This window comes from Pseudarthrobacter sp. AL07 (assembly GCF_029960665.1).
In the GTDB taxonomy this organism is placed as follows: Bacteria; Actinomycetota; Actinomycetes; order Actinomycetales; family Micrococcaceae; genus Arthrobacter.
On sequence record NZ_JASBRB010000030.1, the window covers coordinates 1 to 19,759 of the forward strand.

At 65.0% G+C, this 19,759-nt stretch carries 18 protein-coding genes and 1 pseudogene; 5 read left to right on the top strand and 14 right to left on the bottom strand.

Annotated elements, in window-relative coordinates; translation table 11 throughout:
* Both QK290_RS16340 and QK290_RS16345 read left to right on the top strand, forming a co-directional pair.
* Window positions 1-995, top strand: a 995-nt coding sequence (locus tag QK290_RS16340; protein ID WP_282331688.1) for a beta-propeller fold lactonase family protein, incomplete at its 5' end; no start/stop codon positions are given.
* Between the two features lie 173 nt (window positions 996-1,168).
* Window positions 1,169-1,351, top strand: a complete 183-nt coding sequence (locus tag QK290_RS16345) for a hypothetical protein (protein WP_282331689.1) — start codon at window positions 1,169-1,171, stop codon at window positions 1,349-1,351.
* A gap of 99 nt (window positions 1,352-1,450) precedes the next feature.
* On the opposite strand, the gene QK290_RS16350 is transcribed toward QK290_RS16345, so the two are convergent.
* Window positions 1,451-1,954, bottom strand: a complete 504-nt coding sequence (locus tag QK290_RS16350; protein WP_282331690.1) for a hypothetical protein — start codon at window positions 1,952-1,954, stop codon at window positions 1,451-1,453.
* Window positions 1,955-2,514: 560 nt separating this feature from the next.
* Window positions 2,515-2,914: pseudogene (locus QK290_RS16355) on the bottom strand (NAD(P)-binding domain-containing protein).
* Window positions 2,915-3,001: 87 nt separating this feature from the next.
* On the opposite strand from QK290_RS16355, the gene QK290_RS16360 reads away from it, so the two are divergent.
* Window positions 3,002-3,934, top strand: coding sequence for a threonine/serine dehydratase (locus QK290_RS16360; RefSeq protein ID WP_282331691.1), 933 nt, complete (start codon window positions 3,002-3,004; stop codon window positions 3,932-3,934).
* A gap of 21 nt (window positions 3,935-3,955) precedes the next feature.
* Here the strand turns inward: QK290_RS16360 and QK290_RS16365 are convergent, their stop codons facing one another.
* The 9 genes from QK290_RS16365 to QK290_RS16405 all read right to left on the bottom strand — a co-directional run bounded on the left by QK290_RS16365 (window position 3,956) and on the right by QK290_RS16405 (window position 14,250).
* Window positions 3,956-4,714: a carbonic anhydrase family protein gene (locus tag QK290_RS16365; protein WP_282331692.1), complete on the bottom strand. Its 759-nt coding sequence runs from the start codon at window positions 4,712-4,714 to the stop codon at window positions 3,956-3,958.
* 206 nt (window positions 4,715-4,920) lie between these two features.
* Window positions 4,921-5,652, bottom strand: a complete 732-nt coding sequence (locus tag QK290_RS16370; RefSeq protein WP_282331693.1) for an amino acid ABC transporter ATP-binding protein — start codon at window positions 5,650-5,652, stop codon at window positions 4,921-4,923.
* A complete protein-coding gene (locus tag QK290_RS16375; protein ID WP_282331694.1) occupies window positions 5,652-7,157 on the bottom strand; it encodes an ABC transporter substrate-binding protein/permease in 1,506 nt (501 codons plus the stop codon). The genes QK290_RS16370 and QK290_RS16375 overlap by 1 nt, the downstream gene beginning before the upstream one ends.
* A gap of 37 nt (window positions 7,158-7,194) precedes the next feature.
* The gene (gene hutG, locus QK290_RS16380; RefSeq protein ID WP_282331695.1) at window positions 7,195-8,175 is read right to left on the bottom strand and encodes a formimidoylglutamase; all 981 of its coding nucleotides are present in this window, start codon (window positions 8,173-8,175) and stop codon (window positions 7,195-7,197) included.
* Window positions 8,172-8,927, bottom strand: coding sequence for an IclR family transcriptional regulator C-terminal domain-containing protein (locus QK290_RS16385; RefSeq protein WP_282331696.1), 756 nt, complete (start codon window positions 8,925-8,927; stop codon window positions 8,172-8,174). Before QK290_RS16385 ends, hutG begins: the two co-directional genes overlap by 4 nt.
* 203 nt (window positions 8,928-9,130) lie before the next feature.
* Window positions 9,131-9,943 (bottom strand): bifunctional allantoicase/(S)-ureidoglycine aminohydrolase, encoded by an 813-nt coding sequence (locus tag QK290_RS16390; protein WP_282331697.1) that lies wholly within the window; start codon window positions 9,941-9,943, stop codon window positions 9,131-9,133.
* A 10-nt stretch (window positions 9,944-9,953) separates the two neighbouring features.
* Window positions 9,954-11,231, bottom strand: a complete 1,278-nt coding sequence (locus QK290_RS16395) for an aldolase (protein WP_282331698.1) — start codon at window positions 11,229-11,231, stop codon at window positions 9,954-9,956.
* A gap of 3 nt (window positions 11,232-11,234) precedes the next feature.
* Window positions 11,235-12,833, bottom strand: a complete 1,599-nt coding sequence (gene aceB, locus QK290_RS16400; protein ID WP_282331700.1) for a malate synthase A — start codon at window positions 12,831-12,833, stop codon at window positions 11,235-11,237.
* Window positions 12,834-12,849: 16 nt separating this feature from the next.
* Window positions 12,850-14,250, bottom strand: coding sequence for an NAD-dependent malic enzyme (locus QK290_RS16405; protein WP_282331701.1), 1,401 nt, complete (start codon window positions 14,248-14,250; stop codon window positions 12,850-12,852).
* 220 nt (window positions 14,251-14,470) lie between these two features.
* On the opposite strand from QK290_RS16405, the gene QK290_RS16410 reads away from it, so the two are divergent.
* Window positions 14,471-15,226, top strand: coding sequence for an IclR family transcriptional regulator (locus QK290_RS16410; RefSeq protein ID WP_282331702.1), 756 nt, complete (start codon window positions 14,471-14,473; stop codon window positions 15,224-15,226).
* A gap of 136 nt (window positions 15,227-15,362) precedes the next feature.
* Here QK290_RS16410 and QK290_RS16415 read toward each other — a convergent pair whose 3' ends face one another.
* Both QK290_RS16415 and pucL read right to left on the bottom strand, forming a co-directional pair.
* A complete protein-coding gene (locus QK290_RS16415) occupies window positions 15,363-16,862 on the bottom strand; it encodes a nucleobase:cation symporter-2 family protein (protein WP_282331703.1) in 1,500 nt (499 codons plus the stop codon).
* Window positions 16,863-17,009: 147 nt separating this feature from the next.
* The gene (gene pucL / locus QK290_RS16420; protein WP_282331704.1) at window positions 17,010-17,918 is read right to left on the bottom strand and encodes a factor-independent urate hydroxylase; all 909 of its coding nucleotides are present in this window, start codon (window positions 17,916-17,918) and stop codon (window positions 17,010-17,012) included.
* 363 nt (window positions 17,919-18,281) lie between these two features.
* Here pucL and QK290_RS16425 point away from each other — a divergent pair, with 363 nt between their 5' ends.
* Window positions 18,282-18,470, top strand: coding sequence for a hypothetical protein (locus tag QK290_RS16425; protein WP_282331705.1), 189 nt, complete (start codon window positions 18,282-18,284; stop codon window positions 18,468-18,470).
* Between the two features lie 2 nt (window positions 18,471-18,472).
* On the opposite strand, the gene ligD is transcribed toward QK290_RS16425, so the two are convergent.
* Window positions 18,473-19,717, bottom strand: a complete 1,245-nt coding sequence (gene ligD / locus QK290_RS16430) for a non-homologous end-joining DNA ligase (protein ID WP_282331706.1) — start codon at window positions 19,715-19,717, stop codon at window positions 18,473-18,475.
* Window positions 19,718-19,759 lie beyond the last annotated feature (42 nt).

The following is a 19,759-nucleotide window of genomic DNA, read 5'->3' on the forward strand; positions in this document are numbered from 1 at the left end:
ATCAAAAACAAAGAAACGTCAGCCAACAATTAAAACGCTATGTCCAGAGTCCTGGTGCCGCGGCCAGTTCTGACTCGGCGGCTGCCGATAAAACCGGGTTTGACACCGATATCACCAATAACTCCCTTGCGGTGAGCCCGGATGAGAAAACCGCGGTAGTCTCGGACAGCCGTGAAAAGTCACTCCTGATCTATGACCTGGCCGAAGGTGGGCTGCGCAAGAAGATCGGTGGCTTTGTCACACCGCGGAACATTATGTTCATTAATGACGGCTTGCAATTCGTCGTCTCTGACAGCAGTCTCGGCACCCTCCGTTTTTACAGCACGGAGGACTATGCGCTGCAGGACGAAGTCGTGGTTGGGCCGGGAGCATTCGGAACCGCGGTAAGTCCGGATGGAAAGACCATGTATGTGAACAACCAGGCACATAACTCCGTCACTGTTGTCGACCTTGAGGGACGGAAACCAACCGACGTTATCACCGGTTTTTCCCAGCCAAGGCAAGGCATCAAGGTATCTCCGGACGGAAGGCATGTCTTTGTGACGAACTTCGAGGGCGATAAGGTCACCGTTTTCGATGCCGCCAGCCGGAAGATTATCCGCGAACTGACTGGATTCTCCAAGATTCGGGGTATTTCCGTGACCGCTGACGGGAACACGCTGTATGCCGCAAACAGCGGGCGCAACAGTATCTCCGTGGTCGACGTATTGAAGGGGGAAATAACGAACGAAATCGAAGTCGGTCGCGAGCCGTACGGTGCCGCACTATCACCGGATGGCAGACTTCTTTTTGCCAGCAATAAGGCCGACAATACAATTGACGTAATCAACGTCACCAAAAACACGGTCGTGAAGACACTCGAGGGATTCAAGGAGCCGCGCCAGGCGATTGTCTTCAGCCAAGGCCAAGATCGGGCGTATGTGTTGAACCGGGACCTTTCTGTTGCCCGAGTGAATGTCGAAGACCTTTCCTTAACAGACACGCTCCGGGAATAAACCGGAGAATGCAGGCCGGTCATATCCAGCCGGGCCATTAAACTCTGACGGGCAAGAATCGAGTCCGACCATAGAAGTCCCTGGTTTGGGCGTAGGAGGTATCCTCGAATGTTTGGCCGACGTGAACCTGAAGTACTCTGCACTCCTCCACGATGAGAGTCGTCGAGGCGGCGTTGAGCAGCGCCGATTCCAGCGCCGCGGTAACCGGCCTGTACGGCGATCAGCGTAAGTTCTGCGGATTCCAGGAAGTGGCGATTCACCATGCAACGTCGAAGACCTGGCCGTCTATCACGGCGAGGGATGAGTTCCGCAGCGACGCGCTCTCAACAATTGATGGCGTCTTCGATAAATTGTAGAAAGGAATGGCCCCCGCGGATCGGTCAGCAGCCCAAAGGATCTCCGGGAATGTGGGGGTTGGGCTCGCCCTAGCACCGCCCCGCGGCTGAGCCCGGTCTTCAGCTCCGAGGACGCCGATGGGCCAGTTCCCGGATGCCCGCGCCGGTCAGGGCGACGGCCAGTGCCAGCAGCACTGTGGGCCCGGCCCCGCCGTCAGGTCCGAGGGTGGCCGTCAGAATCTGTCGGATCATCAGGGCCAATTCCTGCGGGTCCCGTTCCGGCACGCGCGTACCCAGGACGTAATTGACGGAGATGAACACGGCCGGAACCACCCACGGCAGGGCCAGGTTCACCAGCCTCACCACTGCGCGGCGGGCGGGCCGGAGGCCGCACCATGCCAGTGCCACACCCGTTAGCACCGCGGGCAACCAGCGCAGCAGCATCAAGTCCGTGGGCGATACATTGCCCGCCCCTGCCAGATTTCCCGCCCTCTCGCCGACCCACGAGCCGAAGGGCACCGCGACGAGTCCCACGCCCAGGGCTGTCAGAGCCGTGGACTTTGCCGAGAGGAGCAGGAGCGCCACCAGGCTCGCGGCGATGGCTGCGATGACACCTGCGAGCAACCCTGCGAAATAGACCCCTGGCGTCGTTCCGCCCCGCCCAAGCCGCCGGAGAGCACTATGAACGCCTGAAGCGCGGCAGTGACCTGGACCGCGAGAACGCCAGCCGCCGCACACCACGTCACCAGCCGCCGTCGGGCAGGGGACCAGAGACGCACTGCCAGGCCAGCGGCCGCCCCGCCCACGGTCATCAGCGCAACAAGCGTGGTGAGCTCGTATTGGCTTAACGGCAGGAGTGACAGGGGGATCTGCTGCGGCAGTACTTCCGTGCCCCAAAGGTTCTGCAAGGGAAGCTGCGCGCCGGTGGCCAGCCATGGGGCCAGCCCAAGCAGACCCGCCAGAAGCCCTATCAACAAAGCGAGGGCTACCTCCCTGCCGAAGGCGCGCGGTGGCTTTCGGCGCCGGAGGCAGTCAGCGGCGACTGGTTTTGGTTGAGGTGGCTCACGGAAATCCTTCAGTGTCAGGGACCAGGGTTGAGCCGCGTCTGGGCCAAGAGACGTGGATCATCCTAGATAATATGCCGAATGGATTAATTGCCGTAAGCCGCCACCCGCAGCCATCCGTCAGACCGTCCGCGGCGCCTTGGCCAGGTTCTCGCTGAGCTCAGCAGCGGTCTGCCGCACCACATACGCCGGACGGTCCCGCTACGCTCGCCAGCTCTCGGAGAGCGGCCCGATGTTCACGGTGTCGAAGCCGAACTCGTCATACAGCTTCGTCACGAGCTCGCTGGCTTCGGGATAATCGCTCGCCGTAGCCAGGGCACGGCACGACGGCGAAATTGCCCGCCGCTGCCGCTTCGGCCGGCGTCGCGGCCCGGGCGCGCGGTCCCAGTTCCGCCACGAGCGCGGCCAGCGTTTCCGGGCCGCGAGAATTGCTGATGACTACGTCGAAGCCGAGTTCGACCGCTTTGCGAGCCACCTGGCTGCCGATGTGTCCTGCTCCGATGATGCCGATAGTTGTCATAACCGGGGCAACACCGGCGCTTATGGGGATATTTCGCGCGATAGCCTGAACATTGAACCTAGCCCCACCCGGAACGAGGATTTCCCCATGATCACACGCGCCGACGTCGACGAAGCCGCTGCCCGGATTGCCGGGAAAATCCGCATCACGCCCGTGCTGGCGGCAGACCGCGGCCCGCGCCCGGGCGACGTGTGGTTCAAGTGCGAGTTCATGCAGCACACCGGCACCTTCAAGGCCCGGGGCGCGTTCAACCGGGTCCTGGCCTGCCGGGAGCGCGGCGAACTGAAGGACGACGTGGGCATCGTTGTGGCCTCCGGCGGCAACGCCGGCCTCGCCAACGCCTACGCCGCCGCGGAAGTCGGCGTCCCGGCCACCGTGTTCGTTCCCGAGACCGCCCCGGCCGTGAAGGTCAAGAAGCTCTGGGCCATCGGTGCCAACGTCATCCAGCACGGGGCCGAATACTCCGAGGCGTACAACGCCGCGATGGCCTACGCCGCCGAGACCGGCGCGGTCTACTGCCATGCCTACGACCAACCCGAGATCGCTGCCGGCGCCGGCACCATCGGAACCGAGCTGCTGACGCAGCTGGGTCACGTGGATACCGTAGTGGTGGCCGCGGGCGGTGGCGGGCTCATGGCGGGGGTCGCGGCCGCCGTGGAGGGCCGGGCCAAAGTGGTGGGCGTCGAGTCTGAATTCACGCCCACCCTCCATGCCGCGCTCGCGGCCGGGGCGCCCGTGGACGTCGCCGTCTCCGGGATCGCCGCTGACTCCCTGGGTGCCCGGCAGATCGGCCGGATCGGCTTCGAAGTGGCCGTCCGTACCGGCGTCCGCGCCGTGCTCGTCACCGACGAGGACATCATTGCCGCCCGCTCACTGCTTTGGGAGCAGTACCGCATCATCGTGGAGCACGGCGCGGCCACGGCCTTCGCCGCCCTGCACTCCGGCGCCTACGTCCCGGCGGACGGGGAACGTGTTGCCGTGATCCTCTGCGGGGCCAACACGGATCCCGCCACGGTCTGAGGCCGGTGCGTGCCCTGAGGCCTACTCATCGACCACAACCACGTCCCTGCCGTTGAGCGGCTGGACCGGCCGGTTGTTGCCCGCGTGCGCCGCGCGCAGTGCGGCGAGTTGCCCGGCTCCCAGCTCGACGGTGGTCTCGAGGAGCAGCCAGCGCACGCCTTCCGAGCAGGGCGGTGTGGTCAGGCTGCCGTCATACGCGAAATGGTCCAGTGACGCCGGAAACAGTGCCGGGAAGTCCACGACGCCGGCCGCCACCTTCTGCCCATCGGCTGCGGCGGGCACACCGTCCGTGAACGGCGCCCACGCCGCATTGGTAGCCCCAACAGTGGCGAGGATCCCTACGACGGCAAGCCCGCCGTCGTCGGCCTGGTGGACGAAATGGAACTCGGCCTCGTAGCGGACGCCGCCCCGCGTGTGCTCGGACGGTGCGTGGAAGTGCATCTGCTTGAAGTCATACTGCTTGCCCCCCACTGTCATGCCCTGGGCCGTGAGGGCGTGCAACTCGGTGGTGTGGCCGTTGTCAGTCATCTCGCCCTCTGAAGGCGAATAGGCCAGCGTGATCGGCGCCGGCCTCATGCCGGAAGCACCGCCGACGTCGATGGGGGACTGGGCGGTGCCGGAAGAGCAGGAACCGAAATCGGAGCTCAACGCGCCCCAGTGCTCGGGGCCTTCGGCACCGTCGTAGGACCAGGCGTGGGGCGCTGCGGGAGTGGACGGCGACGGTGCCGGGGCCCCGGCGGCGGACTTGCCGCAGCCGGTGATCAGTGCCAGCAGCCCCATGCCGGATCCAACTAGCAAAGACTTCCTGGTCATTATTGTGGCGCTGCGCATTTCCATCCTCCGGGTCGTGTAAGTCCGTACCGGAGAGCCCGGCCGGACCTACGACGACTATCACGGGGGCCGGTGGCAGGTCTTGTCACAGAGCCTCACCGCAGGATGTGACCCACGGTGTTGCCGGGGTGCAGGGGTCCCGACGTGGTCCCGGGTTACAGAACCTTCTCCAGGAATGACCGGATGCGCGGGTTGGTGTTGCTTTCGGCGAAGAACTCTTCCGGCGGGAGGTCGGCGGCGATCTTTCCGCCGTCGATGAACACCACACGGTCCGCGACTTTGCGGGCAAAGCCCATTTCGTGGGTGACCACCACCATGGTCATGCCGTCGGCGGCGAGGCCGGCCATGACATCCAGGACGTCATGGACCACTTCGGGGTCCAGGGCGCTGGTGGGCTCGTCGAAGAGCATCACCTTGGGATTCATGGCCACGGCGCGGGCGATCGCGATGCGCTGCTTCTGGCCGCCGGAGAGCCGGTTCGGGTAGACGTGCGCCCGGTGGGTCATGTTGACCTTTTCGAGCAGTTCCATGGAGCGTGCTTCCGCGTCCTTTTTACTGACCTTCAGGACATCCATCTGCGGAAGCATGACGTTTTTCAGGGCCGTCATGTTGGGGAACAGGTTGAACTGCTGGAACACCATACCCATGCGGGAGCGCAGGCGGTCCAGGTCCACCTTCGGCGCCAGGAGGTCCTCGCCGTCGAATACAACGTGTCCGGACGTGGGCGTCTCGAGTAGGTTCAGGCAGCGCAGGAAGGTGGACTTGCCGCCGCCGCTGGGGCCGATGACGGCGACAACTTCGCCGGGCTCGATGGTGAAGTCGATGCCTTTGAGGACGTGGTGGTCACCGTAGGACTTGGTGATGTCTTTCGTTTCCAGGAGTGCCATTAGATGTAAACCGCCATCTTCTTCTCGATTGCGTTTGCGGCCAGGCCGATGATGTTTGTGAGGACGTAGTACACCAAGCCGATGAAGACGTACACGGTCAGTGCATCGAAGGTGCGGGAAATGATGGTCTGGCCCACCAGGAACAGTTCGCTGATGGTCACGAAGGACACCAGCGCGGAGTTCTTGGTCAGGGAGACGAACTCGTTGCCGAGCGGCGGGAGCATGCGCAGGAAGGCCTGCGGGATGATCACGTGGCGCAGCGCGGAGGCGGAACTCATGCCGCAGGACCGGGCGGCTTCCATCTGGCCCTTGTCCACGGACTGGATGGCGCCGCGGACGATTTCCGTGACGTAGGAGCCGCTGTACAGGCCCAGGGCCAGGATGCCGGCCACCATCGGCGAGAGCTGGATGCCCAGCTGCGGCAGGCCGAAGTAGATGAAGAACAGCTGGACGATGAACGGGGTGCCGCGGACCACGGAGACGTAGACCTTGCCGATCCAGCGGATGGGCCGGATGTGCGAGAGCTTGGCGAAGCCGCCCAGCATGCCGAACAGGAGGCTCAGGGCCAGTGAGAGGGCGATGATCTGCAGTGTGGTTCCCAGGCCCTGCATCAGCGGGCCCCAGGAATTGGTGATCGAGGAGAGGTTAAAGATGCCGCGTTCCTTGGTGGGCCCGGTGGCGGTGCTGGATTCGTCGCCGAACCACTTGGAAGAGGCCTTGGTGAAGTCGCCCGAGTCCCGCATGCCCTTCAGCGCCGTGTTAAACGCCTCGCGGATGTCCGAGTCGCTTTTCTGGAACGCGAATCCGTAGTTCTCATTCGTCAGGCGGTCACCGACCTGCTTCAGGCCGCCCTGCTCGTGGATGAAGTACCGGCCGCCGGGTTGCCCGGTGACCACGGCGTCGGCCTGGCCGAGTTTGACCGAGGAAAACATCTGGTCGTTGGTCTGGACCTGGACCAGTTCGGCCTGCGGCTGGTTCTGGCGCAGCCACTCCACGGACTTGGTGCCTACCTGCACGGCAACCTTCTTGCCGGCGAGGTCCGCGAGCGTCTTGACGGTGTCGTTGGACGTGGAAACGAACATGCCCAGGCCGCCGGGGTAGTAGATCTCGGAGAAGTCCACCACCTTGGCGCGTTCGGGGCTGATGTAGATGGCGGAAGCGCCGACGTCGATCTGGTTTGCCTGCAGCGCCGGGACGATGTTGCCGAACGGCATCTGGACAAACTCGACGTTCTTGATGCCGGACTTGGCGGCGAGCTCCCGGACAACATCGATGTCGAAGCCGATCTTGGTGCCGTTGGCATCGGTGAATTCAAACGGCGGGAAGGAGGCGTCGGTGCCGACCTTGAGGGTGCTCTTGCCCGAGCGCAGGTCTGCCATCTTGCCGGCGGACGGGGTTGCCGGGGTGGTCTCGGCCTGGGCTGCCGGCGCGGCCAGCCCCAGCAACGCGGCCAGAAGGGCGGCAGTCGTGGCAGCCCATCCGAATCGCGGGAATCGGTTCTTCATGTGTGCTCGTTTCTGGGGAGGGGAGGCGGACGTCCGGCTACGCATGCCGGTGTCCGGATCGCTCGGTGGCGATGGTGTGGATGAGACGTGCGGCTGTGCGCGCCGTGCGGGAGTCGACGTCGAATCTGGGGTTCAGTTCGACGACGTCGACGACGGTGAGCTTGGGGGAGCGGGCCAGGTGACGGCATACGTCCAAGACGACGGAGAGGGGAACCCCGTACGAAGCCGGTGCGCTGACACCGGGGGCGACGTACGCGGGAAGGACATCGAGGTCGATCGTCAGGTAGAGGACGTCCACGGAGTCGATGAAGTCCTGCGTGAACTGCCGGATCTGCTCAACCCTGGACTCGGTGCATTCCTCGTCCAGGAGGTACTTGACGCCGAGGTCCCTGGCTGTCTGGAACAGTGCCTCGGTGTTGCCGGGCTGGCTGATGCCCAGCACCGTGTAGTTGAACCCGTGGCCCAGGGCACGTTCGGCCGCGGCCACCTGCCGGAACGGGGTGCCCGACGACGGGACCTCCTCGGCGCGCAGGTCGAAGTGCGCGTCCAGGTTGATGATGCCGAGGCGGCGTCCATCGGTGACCTGGCTTGCGCGGAGGCCCGTGTAGGTCCCGAAGGCGGTTTCGTGGCCGCCGCCCAGGATGACGGGCAGGTCCCCTTCGTCCAGGGCCTGGCGGACGGCCGCGCCGAGGCGCTCCTGGCCGTCCTCGAGGTTTCCGTCCACAACGCTGGTGTCGCCAAGGTCATGGACCAGGAGGTCCGCCGGTGCCGCCATGGGTGCGAGGGCGGAGCGGATGCTTGCAGGACCGTCGACGGCGCCGACCCGGCCTTTGTTCCGGCGGACGCCTTCATCGCTGCGGAATCCCAGGAGTGCGATCCCGGCAGCGCCGGTCTGGACAGTGCCAGCGTGGACCGTGCCAGCCTGGGCCGTGTTCACTGCGTGGTGCCAGCGCCGGTGTTCCGGGCCGGGGCCGTCGTCGCGGCCCGTCCACGTGTGTTGGATGGTGGGGCTGGTCATCGGGATCCTTCTCCATGTCCGAGCGCCAATGCGGCGTCACGGGTACTTGCTATGAGTTGCTTTTCGCGCCGGATCGCCCGGTCCGCGGGAGCCATGGTGCTGACGGCACCCAAAAGCCGGCCGCCGTCGTCGAGCACGGGGAAACTGACGCCCCAGACGCCGGCATCCACCGCCCCGTAGCTGAGGCCGAAGCCGCGGTCCTGAACGATCTGGAGCTCGTGGTTCAGGTTCTCTGCGTCCTCCCGGCTCAGTCCAAGGCCTGCCACGATCCTGCCCTGTTCCTGGGGGTCCAGGTGTGCGAGCAGGGCCAGCGCGCTGGCGCCCCTGAGCAGGGGGAGTGAGCGGCCCGGCGAGTAGCTGCAGCGCAGCATCTGCGGGCCCTCGATGGCATCTACGCAGAGTGCCTCAGCACCGCGGACTACCAGGTAGGCGGCGAGTTCCTGGGTCTCATCGGACAGCAGCTGTAGTTGCTCCGAGATGCGGCCCTTGACCATGGCTTCCTGGTGGAAGTTGGCGGCGAGGCGCAGCGTTTCCGGGCCGGCGCTGTACTGGCCGCGGCGCCGGGTCTGCGCCACCAGCCCGGACTGCATCAGGAGTGCCAGGTGCCGGTACACGGCGCTAGTGGGGATGCCCGTCGTTTTGGTGATCTGGGCTGCAGTCAGGGTCCGGTGCCTCGCGAATTCGAGCAGGATGTCAACGAACCGCGAGGCAGCGCCTTCCGATATCACGGAATGGCTCGGGTCTGTGTGCATAAAAGCGACGTTAGTGGCTGGAATCACAGACAGCCTTAACATGTTCCCATGCCGTGGGAATTTATTTTCCGCCGGGTGGGAACTGGCCGTTAACGTGAAATCGCCGGAACCATGTCCGGGTCGCCGCAAATTTGCAGCGACCCGGCATGGTTCCGGCGATTTAGGCGGCCGGCCGGTAAACAGGCGGGCCTGTTAGGGACGGCCTAGGTGAGCTTGATCTGGCGGTTCATGTCCTTGTAAAGCAGGTAGCGGAACTCGCCCGGGCCGCCCGCGTAGCAAGCCTGCGGGCAGAAGGCGCGCAGCCACATGAAGTCGCCGGCCTCCACCTCAACCCAGTCGTTGTTGAGCAGGTACATGGCCTTGCCCTCCAGCACGTACAGGCCGTGCTCCATGACGTGGGTCTCCGGGAACGGGATGACGCCACCTGGCTGGAACGTCACGATGTTCACCTGCATGTCATGGGCCAGGTCGCTGGAGTCCGTGAAGCGGGTGGTTTTCCAGGCGCCGTCGGTGTCGGGCATCGCGGTGGGTTCCACCTCGGCATCACTGGTGACGAAGGACTTGGCCTCGTAACCCTCGAGCCGCTCATAGGCCTTGCGGATCCATTGGAAGGAAACGACGTCGTCTGAGACGTTTTCCAGGCCCCAGGTGGCACCGGCGGCCAGGTAGGCGTAGCCGCCCTCCTCGAGCTGGTGCAGTTCGCCGTCGAGCGTCAGGTTGACCTTGCCCTTGGTGACGAAGATGACCCCTTCGACGCCTGCCTCAAACTCGGCCTTGGGTGCGCCGCCGCCGGGGCCGATCTCCACGATCAGCTGGGAGAACGTGGTGGCGAACCCGGAGATCGGCCGGGCCAGGATCCAGGACCGGGTGTTGCTGAAGCCGGGCAGGGTGCTGGTCACGATGTCCGTCATGACGCCCTTGGGGATGACCGTGTAGGCCTCCGTGACGATTGCCCGTTCCGTGGTCAGATGCGTCTGCGGCGGCAGGCCGCCCTGCGGGGTGTAGTACTTGCCCATCATGGGATCCTTACTTCGAAGTGGAGTGTGCCAGCCGCGGGTGCGCCAGCGCGGTCAGCTGGGAAAGTTCGACGCCGGCGAGCGCCTGGACCTCTTCGGTCCCCACTGCGCCGCATTGGACGCCGCGCAGGACAAAGGCGGCCAGGGCCCGGGCGGTGGCGGGTTCGTCCATGACCCCGCCTTCGGTGTGGTCGACATAGTTGCGGAGGCGTGCCGCGGCGGCCGGCAGGCCCTCGCGGTAGAACGCATACGTGGCTGCGAACCGGCTGGGCAGCTGGGCAGCATGCAGGTCCCAGCCCTGGTAGTAGCCCCGCTCCAGCGAACGCCGGACGAGCCGTCCGTGCAGCTTCCAGGCATCTTCGACCGCGTCACCCACCGGGATGATGTTGGTGGAACCGTCGGAGAGGCGGATACCCGTGCCCGCAACGGCCAGCTGCATGACTTCCTTGGCGAAGTCCGCCACCGGGTGCTCCATGGACTGGTACTCGGCCGAGATCTGCAGCGACGCGGAGTAGTCGTAGGTGCCGTAGTGCAGGGCGCTGATGCGCCCTGGAACCACGTGCGGCAACTGCGCCACGGGGGAGGTGCCGTCCGGCCCGAGGATCAGCTGCGGCGTTTCCACCTGCACCTCGAAGCGGAGCCGGCCGGCGGGAAGACCGTGGACTTCCTCCAGCCGGGACACCGCAAAGTCCATTGCCTGGACCTGGGCCACGGTGGTGACCTTGGGCAGGGTCAGGATGAGCCCGGCAGGCAGTTCGCCGGCCTGCGCGAGCGTGGAGACGAACAGGTCAAGGGTTTTCAGGCCGCGGGCCCTGGTGGGCGCCTCGAAGCACTTGAACCGGATGCCGATGAACGGCGGTGCGGTGCCGGCGGCAACTGCTTCGCTGACAGCCCGGGCCGCGGCAACCGTGGCAGCGTCCTCTGCTTCGTCGCCGCGGTCGCCGTAGCCATCCTCGAAGTCGAGGCGCAGGTCCTCGATCGGTTCGGTGCGTAGCTTGGCCTCGACCCGCGAGGCTACTGCCCCGGCGAGTTCGGCGTCCTGGCCCAGCAGCGCGCCGAGCTTCTCGAACCCGCCGTGTGCCTCCGCCGTCGTGAGCGCCTGGGCGCCCCAGTCGGCAGCGAACGACGGCGTGAAACGGTCCGCCGGCACGTACACGGTGTGCACGGGCTGGCGGGTGCCGTCGTCGCCCGGGTAATTGCGTTCCAGCAGCTGGTCGGTGGCGGCCAGCTGTACGTCGATGGCGGCGAGGTCCGCCGCGGAGAGCGACGGCGTGGGGGAGACCGCCATGCCTCAGCCCACCAGTTCGTAGGCCGGGGTGGTGAGGAAGTCCGTGTAGTCCTCGGACAGGCAGATCTCGGCGATCAGCTTGCTGGCGGGCTGGTAGTACCGACGGAAAGCCTCGTCCCCGAATTCGGTCCGGAGCCGCTCCGTTTCCTCGCCCAGGATCTTTTCCACCAGTTCCCGGGTGACGGTGTTTCCGGTATCCGTCAGAACGGACTTGTTGCGGATCTGCTGCCACACCTGCGAGCGGGAGATCTCGGCGGTGGCGGCGTCCTCCATCAGGTTGTGGATGGCCACGGCGCCGTTTCCGGAGAGCCAGACCGCGGTGTAGGCCACGGCGACATACAGGTTCAGGCGCAGCCCGCCTTCGGTGACCTGGCCGTCGGCCGAGGCGATGTCCAGCAGCTGGTCCGCCGTGACTGAAACCTCGGGGCGCTGCTTGTCCAGCTGGTTGGCGCGCTCGCCCAGCACGGCGTCGAACACCTCTCGGCAGGTCGGGACCAGGTCCGGGTGGGCAACCCAGGAACCGTCGAACCCGTCGTTGGCCTCACGGGTCTTGTCCGCACGGACCTTGGCGAAGGCAGCCTCGGTGACCTCCGGGTGGCGGCGGTTGGGGATGACGGCGGCCATGCCGCCCATGGCGAAGGCGCCGCGCTTGTGGCAGGTTTGCACCAGAAGCTCGGTGTAGGCGCGCATAAACGGTGCGGTCATAACCACCGAGGCGCGGTCCGGGAGCACAAACTCCTCGCCGGCGTCCCGGAAGTACTTGATGATGCTGAACAGGTAGTCCCAGCGTCCGGCGTTCAGGCCCGAGGCGTGGTCCCGGAGTTCGTAGAGGAACTCGTCCATTTCGAAGGCGGCCGGGATGGTTTCGATCAGCATGGTGGCTCGGACGCTGCCCTGCGGGATGCCCAGGAAGTCCTGGGCGAAGACGAACACCTCGTTCCAGAGGCGGGCCTCGAGGTGCGATTCCATCTTGGGCAGGTAGTAGTACGGGCCGTGGCCGTTGAGGAGTAGCTGCTTGGCCGTGTGGAAGAAGTGCAGGCCGAAGTCCACCAGCGCACCCACGGCGGGTTCGCCGTCGATCAGCAGGTGCTTTTCCGGCATGTGCCAGCCGCGCGGACGGGCCACCACAACGGCGAGCGGGGCGTCAGTGCGGAGCTTGTACTCCTTGCCTTCGGGCGACGTGAAGGCCAGAGTACCCGTTGCGGCGTCACGCAGGTTCAGGATGGCGTCGATGACGTTGGCCCACGTGGGCGTGCTGGCGTCCTCAAGGTCCGCCAGCCATACCTTGGCGCCGGAGTTCAGGGCGTTGATGGCCATTTTGGCCGGGGTGGCCGGGCCGGTCATCTCGACACGGCGGTCACGCAGCGCAGCGGGTGCCTCGGCGACCTTCCAGTCGCCGTCGCGGATGTCCTGCGTCTGCGGGAGGAAGTCCAGGCGGCTGGTGCGGGCCACGCCGTCGCGCTTGGCCTGGCGGGCCTCGAGCAGCCCGTTGCGCGTGCCGGCGAAGCGCCGGTGCAGCTCCTCCAGGAAGGCCAGGGCCTTCGGGGTGAGGATCTGTTCCGCGCGGTCGACCGGCTGGCGGTCGGTGACAGTGATAGCCATATTCGTGAGTCCTTATCTAGAGAGCGCGGGCTGCGTTTGCGTGCGCAGCTGCCGCAACCGCAGCAGCCACATCGGCGGCGACATGAGGATCGAAGACGCTGGGGATAATGTAGCTGGCATTGAGCTCGTCGTCAGCTACCCGGTTTGCAATCGCGTCTGCGGCGGCCACCAGCATCTCCGGCGTGATATCGCTGGCACCGGCGTCGAGCAGTCCCCGGAAGAAGCCCGGGAAGGCCAGCACGTTGTTGATCTGGTTGGGGAAATCGCTGCGACCCGTGGCCACCACGGCGGCGTGCCTGGACGCGATGACGGGGTCAATCTCCGGCGTCGGGTTGGCCATGGCGAAGACAATCGCGTTCTCGGCCATGGCGGCAACCTGCTCTTCGCCGATCACGTGCGGGGCACTGACGCCGATGAAGACGTCGGCGCCGGTCATGGCCTCGTGCAGGGTTCCGGAGAAGCCTTCCTCGTTGGTGTTCGCGGCAATCCAGGCGCGGTGCTCGTCGTCGTACTCCTTGCCCGAGTGGATGGCTCCGGAGCGGCCGGCGGCAACGATGTGCTGCGCGCCCTGGGCCTTGAGGAGCTGGATGATGGCCGAGCCTGCAGCGCCGACGCCGGAGACAACAATGCGGACCTCGGAGAGCTTCTTGTCCACCACACGCAGGGCGTTGTGGAGGGCTGCCAAGGTGACGATCGCGGTGCCGTGCTGGTCGTCGTGGAAGACGGGGATGTCGAGTTCGTCGCGCAGGCGCTTCTCAATTTCAAAGCAGCGCGGCGCCGCGATGTCTTCAAGGTTGATGCCGCCGTAGACGGGGGCCATGGCCTTGGCGATCATGATGATTTCCTCGGTGTCCTGGGTGTCCAGGCAGACCGGCCAGGCGTCGACATTGGCGAACTGCTTGAACAGTGCGGCCTTTCCTTCCATGACGGGCAGTGCCGCGGCGGGGCCGATGTTGCCCAGGCCCAGGACAGCCGAACCGTCGGTGAGGACGGCGATGGTGTTGCGCTTGACGGTCAGGTTGCGGGCCGCCGACGGGTCCTCCGCGATGGCGAGGCAGACGCGGGCGACGCCGGGTGTGTAGGCACGGGACAGGTCGTCACGGTTGCGCAGGGCCACCTTGGGGACTACCTCGAGCTTGCCGCCGAGGTGCATCAGGAAGGTGCGGTCCGAGACGTGCTGGACCGTGACGCCGTCGAGCGCGTTCAGGGCATCCTTGACGCGGGCGGCGTGGTCGTCGTCGGTGGTGTTGCAGGTGACGTCCACAACCAGGGTCTCGTGGTGGGATTCCGTGACGTCAAGCGCCGTGATGGCGGCGCCGGCTGCGCCAACGGCGGCAGCGAGCTCACTCGTGGCGGTGAAGCTCGACGGCGCCGCGACGCGCAGGGTGATCGAATTTCCGGGGCTCGGGTTCGCCATTGAATTTCCTCCTCGTTGGGTCCGTTCCCGGACCACTCGTGCAACCGAATGTTTTCGTATTATGGATATTATTATCTGCAAAGTGGAAATGCAACCCCTTGGCGGTCATGTTTGGGGACATCGCCCGGGGCCTGGTTGTGCTGTATCTTGAGTGTTCTAAGCAACTCTTTTCACGATGTGGATAAGAGATGTCAGAATCCGAGCCATAGGAGACAACGGAATGGCTGAAAAAGCCTCCGGAGGCGTGCAGTCCGTAGAGCGCGTCTTCGAACTGCTGGAACTCATCACAGACGCGGGCGGTGACGTGACGCTCAGCGAGCTCTCCTCCTCCACGGATCTGCCCCTGCCCACCATCCACCGTCTGCTGCGCACGTTGGTCTCGCTTGGCTACATCCGCCAGCTGCCCAACCGCCGTTACGCACTGGGCCCCCGGCTGATACGGCTTGGCGAAGGCGCCAGCAAGCAGCTTGGTGCCGTGGCCCGCCCGCAGCTGAAGAACCTCGTGGACCGCCTCGGCGAAACCTCCAACATGGCCGTGCTGGACTCGGACATGGTCATTTATGTGGCCCAGGTGCCGTCCATGCACTCCATGCGCATGTTCACCGAGGTGGGCCGCCGTGCGCACACGCACGACACCGGCGTGGGCAAGGCGATCCTGGCCCAGCTCGACGACGAGGTGGTGCGCGGCATCGTGGCCCGCACCGGCATGCCCACCCCCACGGCCAAGAGCATCGGCGACGTTGATGCCCTCCTCGCCGATCTCAAGCTGATCCGTGAACGCGGCTACTCCATCGACGAGGAAGAGCAGGAGCTCGGCGTGCGCTGCTTCGCGATGGCCGTGCCCAACGCGCCCACCCCTGCCGCCATCTCGGTCTCCGGGCCGATCAGCCGCGTGGACCAGAGCTTCGCCGACCGCGCCGTGCCGCTGCTGCGCCAGGCCGTGATGGCCATCTCTGCGGAGCTCAACCAGAACTGACCCGCCCAACCGTCGTCCTCCCGGCGCACGCACATACGAACGCACGGTCATAGCGCGAACGGACACTTGAGGCCCCGGAATCCGCGGATTTGGGGCCTCAACTGTACGTTCGCGCTGTTTGGTGGTGGTTGTGACGCTAGTGCTCAGCCTGTGACGATTCCACCGGGACTTCCTTGCCTTCCGCGTCGATCAGCTTGCCGCCTTCGTAACGGTCGCCGTCGGTAAGGCATTTAAGGTCTTCTTCCCGTACTACCCGGCCGGTGCCCGCCACGAATACGGACTGGTTCTCGGAGTTGCCGGCTTTGAGGTGGTTGAAGAGCAGGTTCAGCAGGATGGCCATCACGGCAGCGGAGCTGATGCCGGAGTGGAAGATCGTGGCGAACCAGTTGGGGAATTTGTCGTAGAAGGCCGGGGCGGCGATCGGGATCATGCCGAAGCCGATCGAGGTGGCCACGATGATGAGGTTCATATTGTTGCGGTATTCGACCTTAGCCAGGGTGCGGATGCCGCTGGCAGCGACGGTGCCGAACAGGACGATGCCTGCCCCGCCCAGAACCGCTGTGGGAACGGCGGCCACTACGCGGCCGAGGACAGGCAGCAGTCCCAGCAGGACCAGAATCACGCCGCCGGCTGCCACCACGTAACGGCTCTTGATCTTGGTGACGGCGACCAGGCCGACGTTCTGGGCGAAGGCGCTCTGGGTGAATGATCCGAACACCGGGGCGAGGAGGCTGGAGCCCATGTCAGCGCGCAGTCCGGCAGCAATTCGCTTCGAATCAACTTTGGTTCCGACGATCTCGCCGACGGCCAGAATGTCGGCCATGGTCTCCGTCAGGATAACCAGGACGACGATCACCATGGAAATGATCGCAGCTACCTCAAAGGTCGGGGCGCCGAGGTGGAAAGGCGTGGGGAACGCAACGATTGGGCCTTCCCCGACTTTGGAGAAGTTGGCCATTCCGGTCACCACAGCCACCAGGGTTCCAATGACCATGGCCAGCAGGATCGATAGCCGGGAAATGGTGGCATTGCCGAGCTTGCTGAGCAGAAGAACGAGGGCAAGGGTGATGGCGGCGAGCCCGATGTTCTCCATGCTCCCGTAGTTCTCGGCTTTTCTGTTCCCACCCATCGACCAGTTGGCAGCCACCGGCATGAGCGTCAGACCGATGGTGGTGATGACGGTCCCTGTTACCACCGGTGGGAAGAACCGCACGATTTTGGAAAAGACCGGAGCGATCAGCAACCCGATGGCCGCCGAGACGATCACGGCGCCGAAGACGGACTGGATTCCCCCCGGGCCCGTAACGATGGCCACCATCGTGGCCACGCTGGCGAAGGAGACGCCCTGGACCAGCGGCAACTGGGAACCGAAGTACGGGATACCCACGGTCTGGAGAATGGTGGCAAGCCCGCCCATGAAGAGTGCCGCGGCGATCAAGACTCCGATATCGGCAGGGGCGAGACCCGCGGCCTGGCCGACAATCAGCGGTACCGCGATGATGCCGCCGTACATGGTCAGGACGTGCTGGAAGCCGTAGGCGAAGCTGCTCCCGAGGGACAGCCGCTGGTCTTCGGGGCGGTCAGTACGCTGGCGGCGGGTCTTGACGGTGCCGACGGACTTTTTCTTGAGGTTCATGGCAGACTTTCTGGTTCATGGCAGACGTCTTCGTCTGGCTAACGTGGTCTGGCTAAAAATGTGGGCACTTGCCCGGTGGATTTCTCCCGGTGGTCGAGCCTGTCGAAACCCGGTGGATTCTCGACAGGCCCGATCACAGCGGATGGGTCAGCAGAACCCGGCGATGCCGGACCAGGCGAGGTCCGCCGGTGTGGCGTCGTCGCGCAGGACCGTGGCCTCGATCAGGCCGTATGGCCGGTCGGCTGCGAAGAAGACCTCGTTGGGGTTGTCGAGCCCGAACGGCGAGAGGTCCACCAGGAAGTGGTGCTTGTTGGGCATGGAGAACTTGATCTCGTCGATTTCACTGTGGGCTTCCAGGACTTTGGTGCCCATGTCGAACAGCGTCTGCTGCAGGGCGTGGGAGTACCTCTCCGTGAACCCCTCGAGCAGGAGGCCCTTGACGTCCTCATAGCTCTTGTTGAAGTCCAGGGTGCTCAGGTCCGTTCCGGTCTTGAATCGCCAGCGGGCGGAAACGTCGGTGGCCAGGATGCGGTCTGTGGTTTCCGGGAGGGTGGTGTATTTGTCCTTGGGGTAGCCCACAAAGCCGGACTGTGTGGTCTTCAGGACGGTCAGGTCCGTGAGGCCGGAGATCAGGTGCGTTGCAGCGCCGTCGCGGACCAGGACGGCGGTGCGGACTTCCTGGCCATTGCGCACGAAGGAGTGGTCGTGTTCGCTGCCGTGCGCCTGGATCCGGTCCCAGCTGTAGGACTCGGCTTCCCAGCGGCCGCCGGTGACCCAGTCGAAGCTGGAGGTGAAGTGCTCGCCGAGGCGCAGGAGGAACGCCTCGGGGGAGCCGACGCCATCGCGGGCAAAGGCGTAGATGGTGTTCTTCTGGGTGTCCGTTGCCACCACGTGGGCGTTGTCGCCCTCGCGGTGGGCGGACTCGAAGTCGCCGCGCAGTTGCGAGGTGACGTTCAGGTCCTCTATCTCGTGGCGGTCGGTGTCGCGGGTGATTTTGACGACCCGGACTTCAGCCTTTCCGTACTGGTTGTGGCCGAGGATGATGTTGCTGCTCATGGTCTGCTCCAAACTTCCGTTATGTGAAACAAATAATCCACATTGAAAACAGGCGCACTTTAGCTACGCCGTAATGGCTTGCTGTCGACCCAAACAAAAAATGAGCCGACATCATTCGATGTCAGCTCATTACAACCCTGCCTGCTGCTCCCAGGTTTCGTGACTTGCACCACGATGTTTTTCAACAGTAGACGATTTTTTCGGTGGTGTACATCACAATCTGAAAAATCATTTTGTGACCGAGGGCCTTCGGGACCGTTGACGTACCGAGACCCGGCGGTCTAGGCTATTTCATATAGCAAAAGTTATTTTCCACTTTGTGGAATCAAAGCACGAATATCAACCACCTCAGAGGAGGATCAGATGTACCAGCAGGACACAACGCCGGTCGCACCGGAACACGCGGCGGCACCCGCCGTCCAGGAGTTCTACCTTCCCCTCGGAGGCGGGACGGATCCGGACTTCTATCTGCCCGCAGACCGGGAGCATATTCCGGGCCGCTTCTCCCGCTGGGTCCAGGCCCTGCCGGGCTTTGGCAGCCGACGCCGCTAGCTCTATTGCCCGGGGCGCCCCGGCCACTGCTTGCCGGCCCAGGGGTCGTAGTCGGAGATGAGCTCCTCCTGCGGCGGGCGCTCCGCTTCGGGGATGTGCTGCAAGTTCACCCGCACCCGGTACCAAAGTGAGCTGGACCCGCGCATTCCGTCGACGAGCACATCGGCCGGATGCAGGGCCGGAACGATGTCTGCATGCCGGGTCTTCCACTCGTCGAGCGCCGCGACCGCCTTGGCTTTGGACTTGGTCCGGGCCACCTCAATGAGCGGCATTACCGACTGCCGGCGGCCGGAGCCGTCTCCGCTGCGGGGCGCTTTCTCCGCGGGGCCAAGCTTGGCCGCCAGCGCCAGGAGCCCGTCGAGTGCACCCACCGGACCGTCTATCCCGGCGTGCGGGTCACCCGCATCGGCGAAGCGCTCGAGCACCGTGCGCACGGTCAATTGTTCCGGCCGGATGGTGCGGACCTCGTCCCAGGTGAGCGGCGTCGAAACCCGGGCGTCCGGCAGGGGCCGGATTGAGTAGGCGGACGCCACGGTGCGGTCCTTGGCGTTCTGGTTGAAGTCGACAAACACACTCTCGCCCCGCTCCTCCTTCCACCACCGCGCGGTGGCTAGGCCAGGAGCACGGTTCTCGACCTCGCGGGCGAGGGCCTCGGCGGCGAGGCGCACATCGCGGTAGGACCACTGCGGCGCGATCCGCACCAGGATGTGGAGCCCACGCGACCCGCTTGTCTTCGGCCACCCCACGAGTCCGACGTCGTCGAGCACCTCCCGCGCGACATACGCAACGTCGACGATCTGGGACCAGCTGACTCCCGGCATCGGATCGAGGTCGACCCGGAGTTCGTCGGGGTGCTCAAGGTCCTCGGCGCGCACGGGATGCGGGTTGAGGTCCAGGCAGCCAAGATTCACCACCCACGCCAGGCCCGCAGCATCCCGGATGACGGCCTCCTCGGCCGACGTCCCCGATGCGTAGTGCAGCGTGGTTGTATCGATGAAGTCGGGGTGGTTTTCGGGCACGCGCTTCTGGAAAAACGGCTCAGCGTCGATGCCTTTCGGGAAGCGTTTGAGCACCATGGGCCGGCCGCCGGCGCCGCGCAGCGCTCCATCCGCCACGGCAAGGTAGTAGCGCACCAGATCGAGCTTTGTCAGTCCGGGTTCGGGGAACACCACCTTGTCCGGACTCGAGATGCGCACCTCGGTGCCGCCAATGGTGAGGATCTCGGCCGGGGTCTTCGACGGGCTCATGTCGCCACGCTAGCAACGATCGGATGTCCCAGCCAGAGTTGG

Bases quoted from the DNA above. Each gene is read 5' to 3' on its own strand.
- QK290_RS16375 (WP_282331694.1), bottom strand. From the start codon at position 7,157: ATGAAGAACCGATTCCCGCGATTCGGATGGGCTGCCACGACTGCCGCC.
- hutG (WP_282331695.1), bottom strand. From the start codon at position 8,175: ATGACCAGCCCCACCATCCAACACACGTGGACGGGCCGCGACGACGGC.
- QK290_RS16370 (WP_282331693.1), bottom strand. From the start codon at position 5,652: ATGGCACTCCTGGAAACGAAAGACATCACCAAGTCCTACGGTGACCAC.
- pucL (WP_282331704.1), bottom strand. From the start codon at position 17,918: ATGAGCAGCAACATCATCCTCGGCCACAACCAGTACGGAAAGGCTGAA.
- QK290_RS16395 (WP_282331698.1), bottom strand. From the start codon at position 11,231: ATGGCGGTCTCCCCCACGCCGTCGCTCTCCGCGGCGGACCTCGCCGCC.
- QK290_RS16405 (WP_282331701.1), bottom strand. From the start codon at position 14,250: ATGGCGAACCCGAGCCCCGGAAATTCGATCACCCTGCGCGTCGCGGCG.
- QK290_RS16385 (WP_282331696.1), bottom strand. From the start codon at position 8,927: ATGCACACAGACCCGAGCCATTCCGTGATATCGGAAGGCGCTGCCTCG.
- QK290_RS16410 (WP_282331702.1), top strand. From the start codon at position 14,471: ATGGCTGAAAAAGCCTCCGGAGGCGTGCAGTCCGTAGAGCGCGTCTTC.
- QK290_RS16360 (WP_282331691.1), top strand. From the start codon at position 3,002: ATGATCACACGCGCCGACGTCGACGAAGCCGCTGCCCGGATTGCCGGG.
- QK290_RS16390 (WP_282331697.1), bottom strand. From the start codon at position 9,943: ATGGGCAAGTACTACACCCCGCAGGGCGGCCTGCCGCCGCAGACGCAT.
- QK290_RS16415 (WP_282331703.1), bottom strand. From the start codon at position 16,862: ATGAACCTCAAGAAAAAGTCCGTCGGCACCGTCAAGACCCGCCGCCAG.
- aceB (WP_282331700.1), bottom strand. From the start codon at position 12,833: ATGGCTATCACTGTCACCGACCGCCAGCCGGTCGACCGCGCGGAACAG.
- QK290_RS16425 (WP_282331705.1), top strand. From the start codon at position 18,282: ATGTACCAGCAGGACACAACGCCGGTCGCACCGGAACACGCGGCGGCA.
- ligD (WP_282331706.1), bottom strand. From the start codon at position 19,717: ATGAGCCCGTCGAAGACCCCGGCCGAGATCCTCACCATTGGCGGCACC.
- QK290_RS16365 (WP_282331692.1), bottom strand. From the start codon at position 4,714: ATGGGGCTGCTGGCACTGATCACCGGCTGCGGCAAGTCCGCCGCCGGG.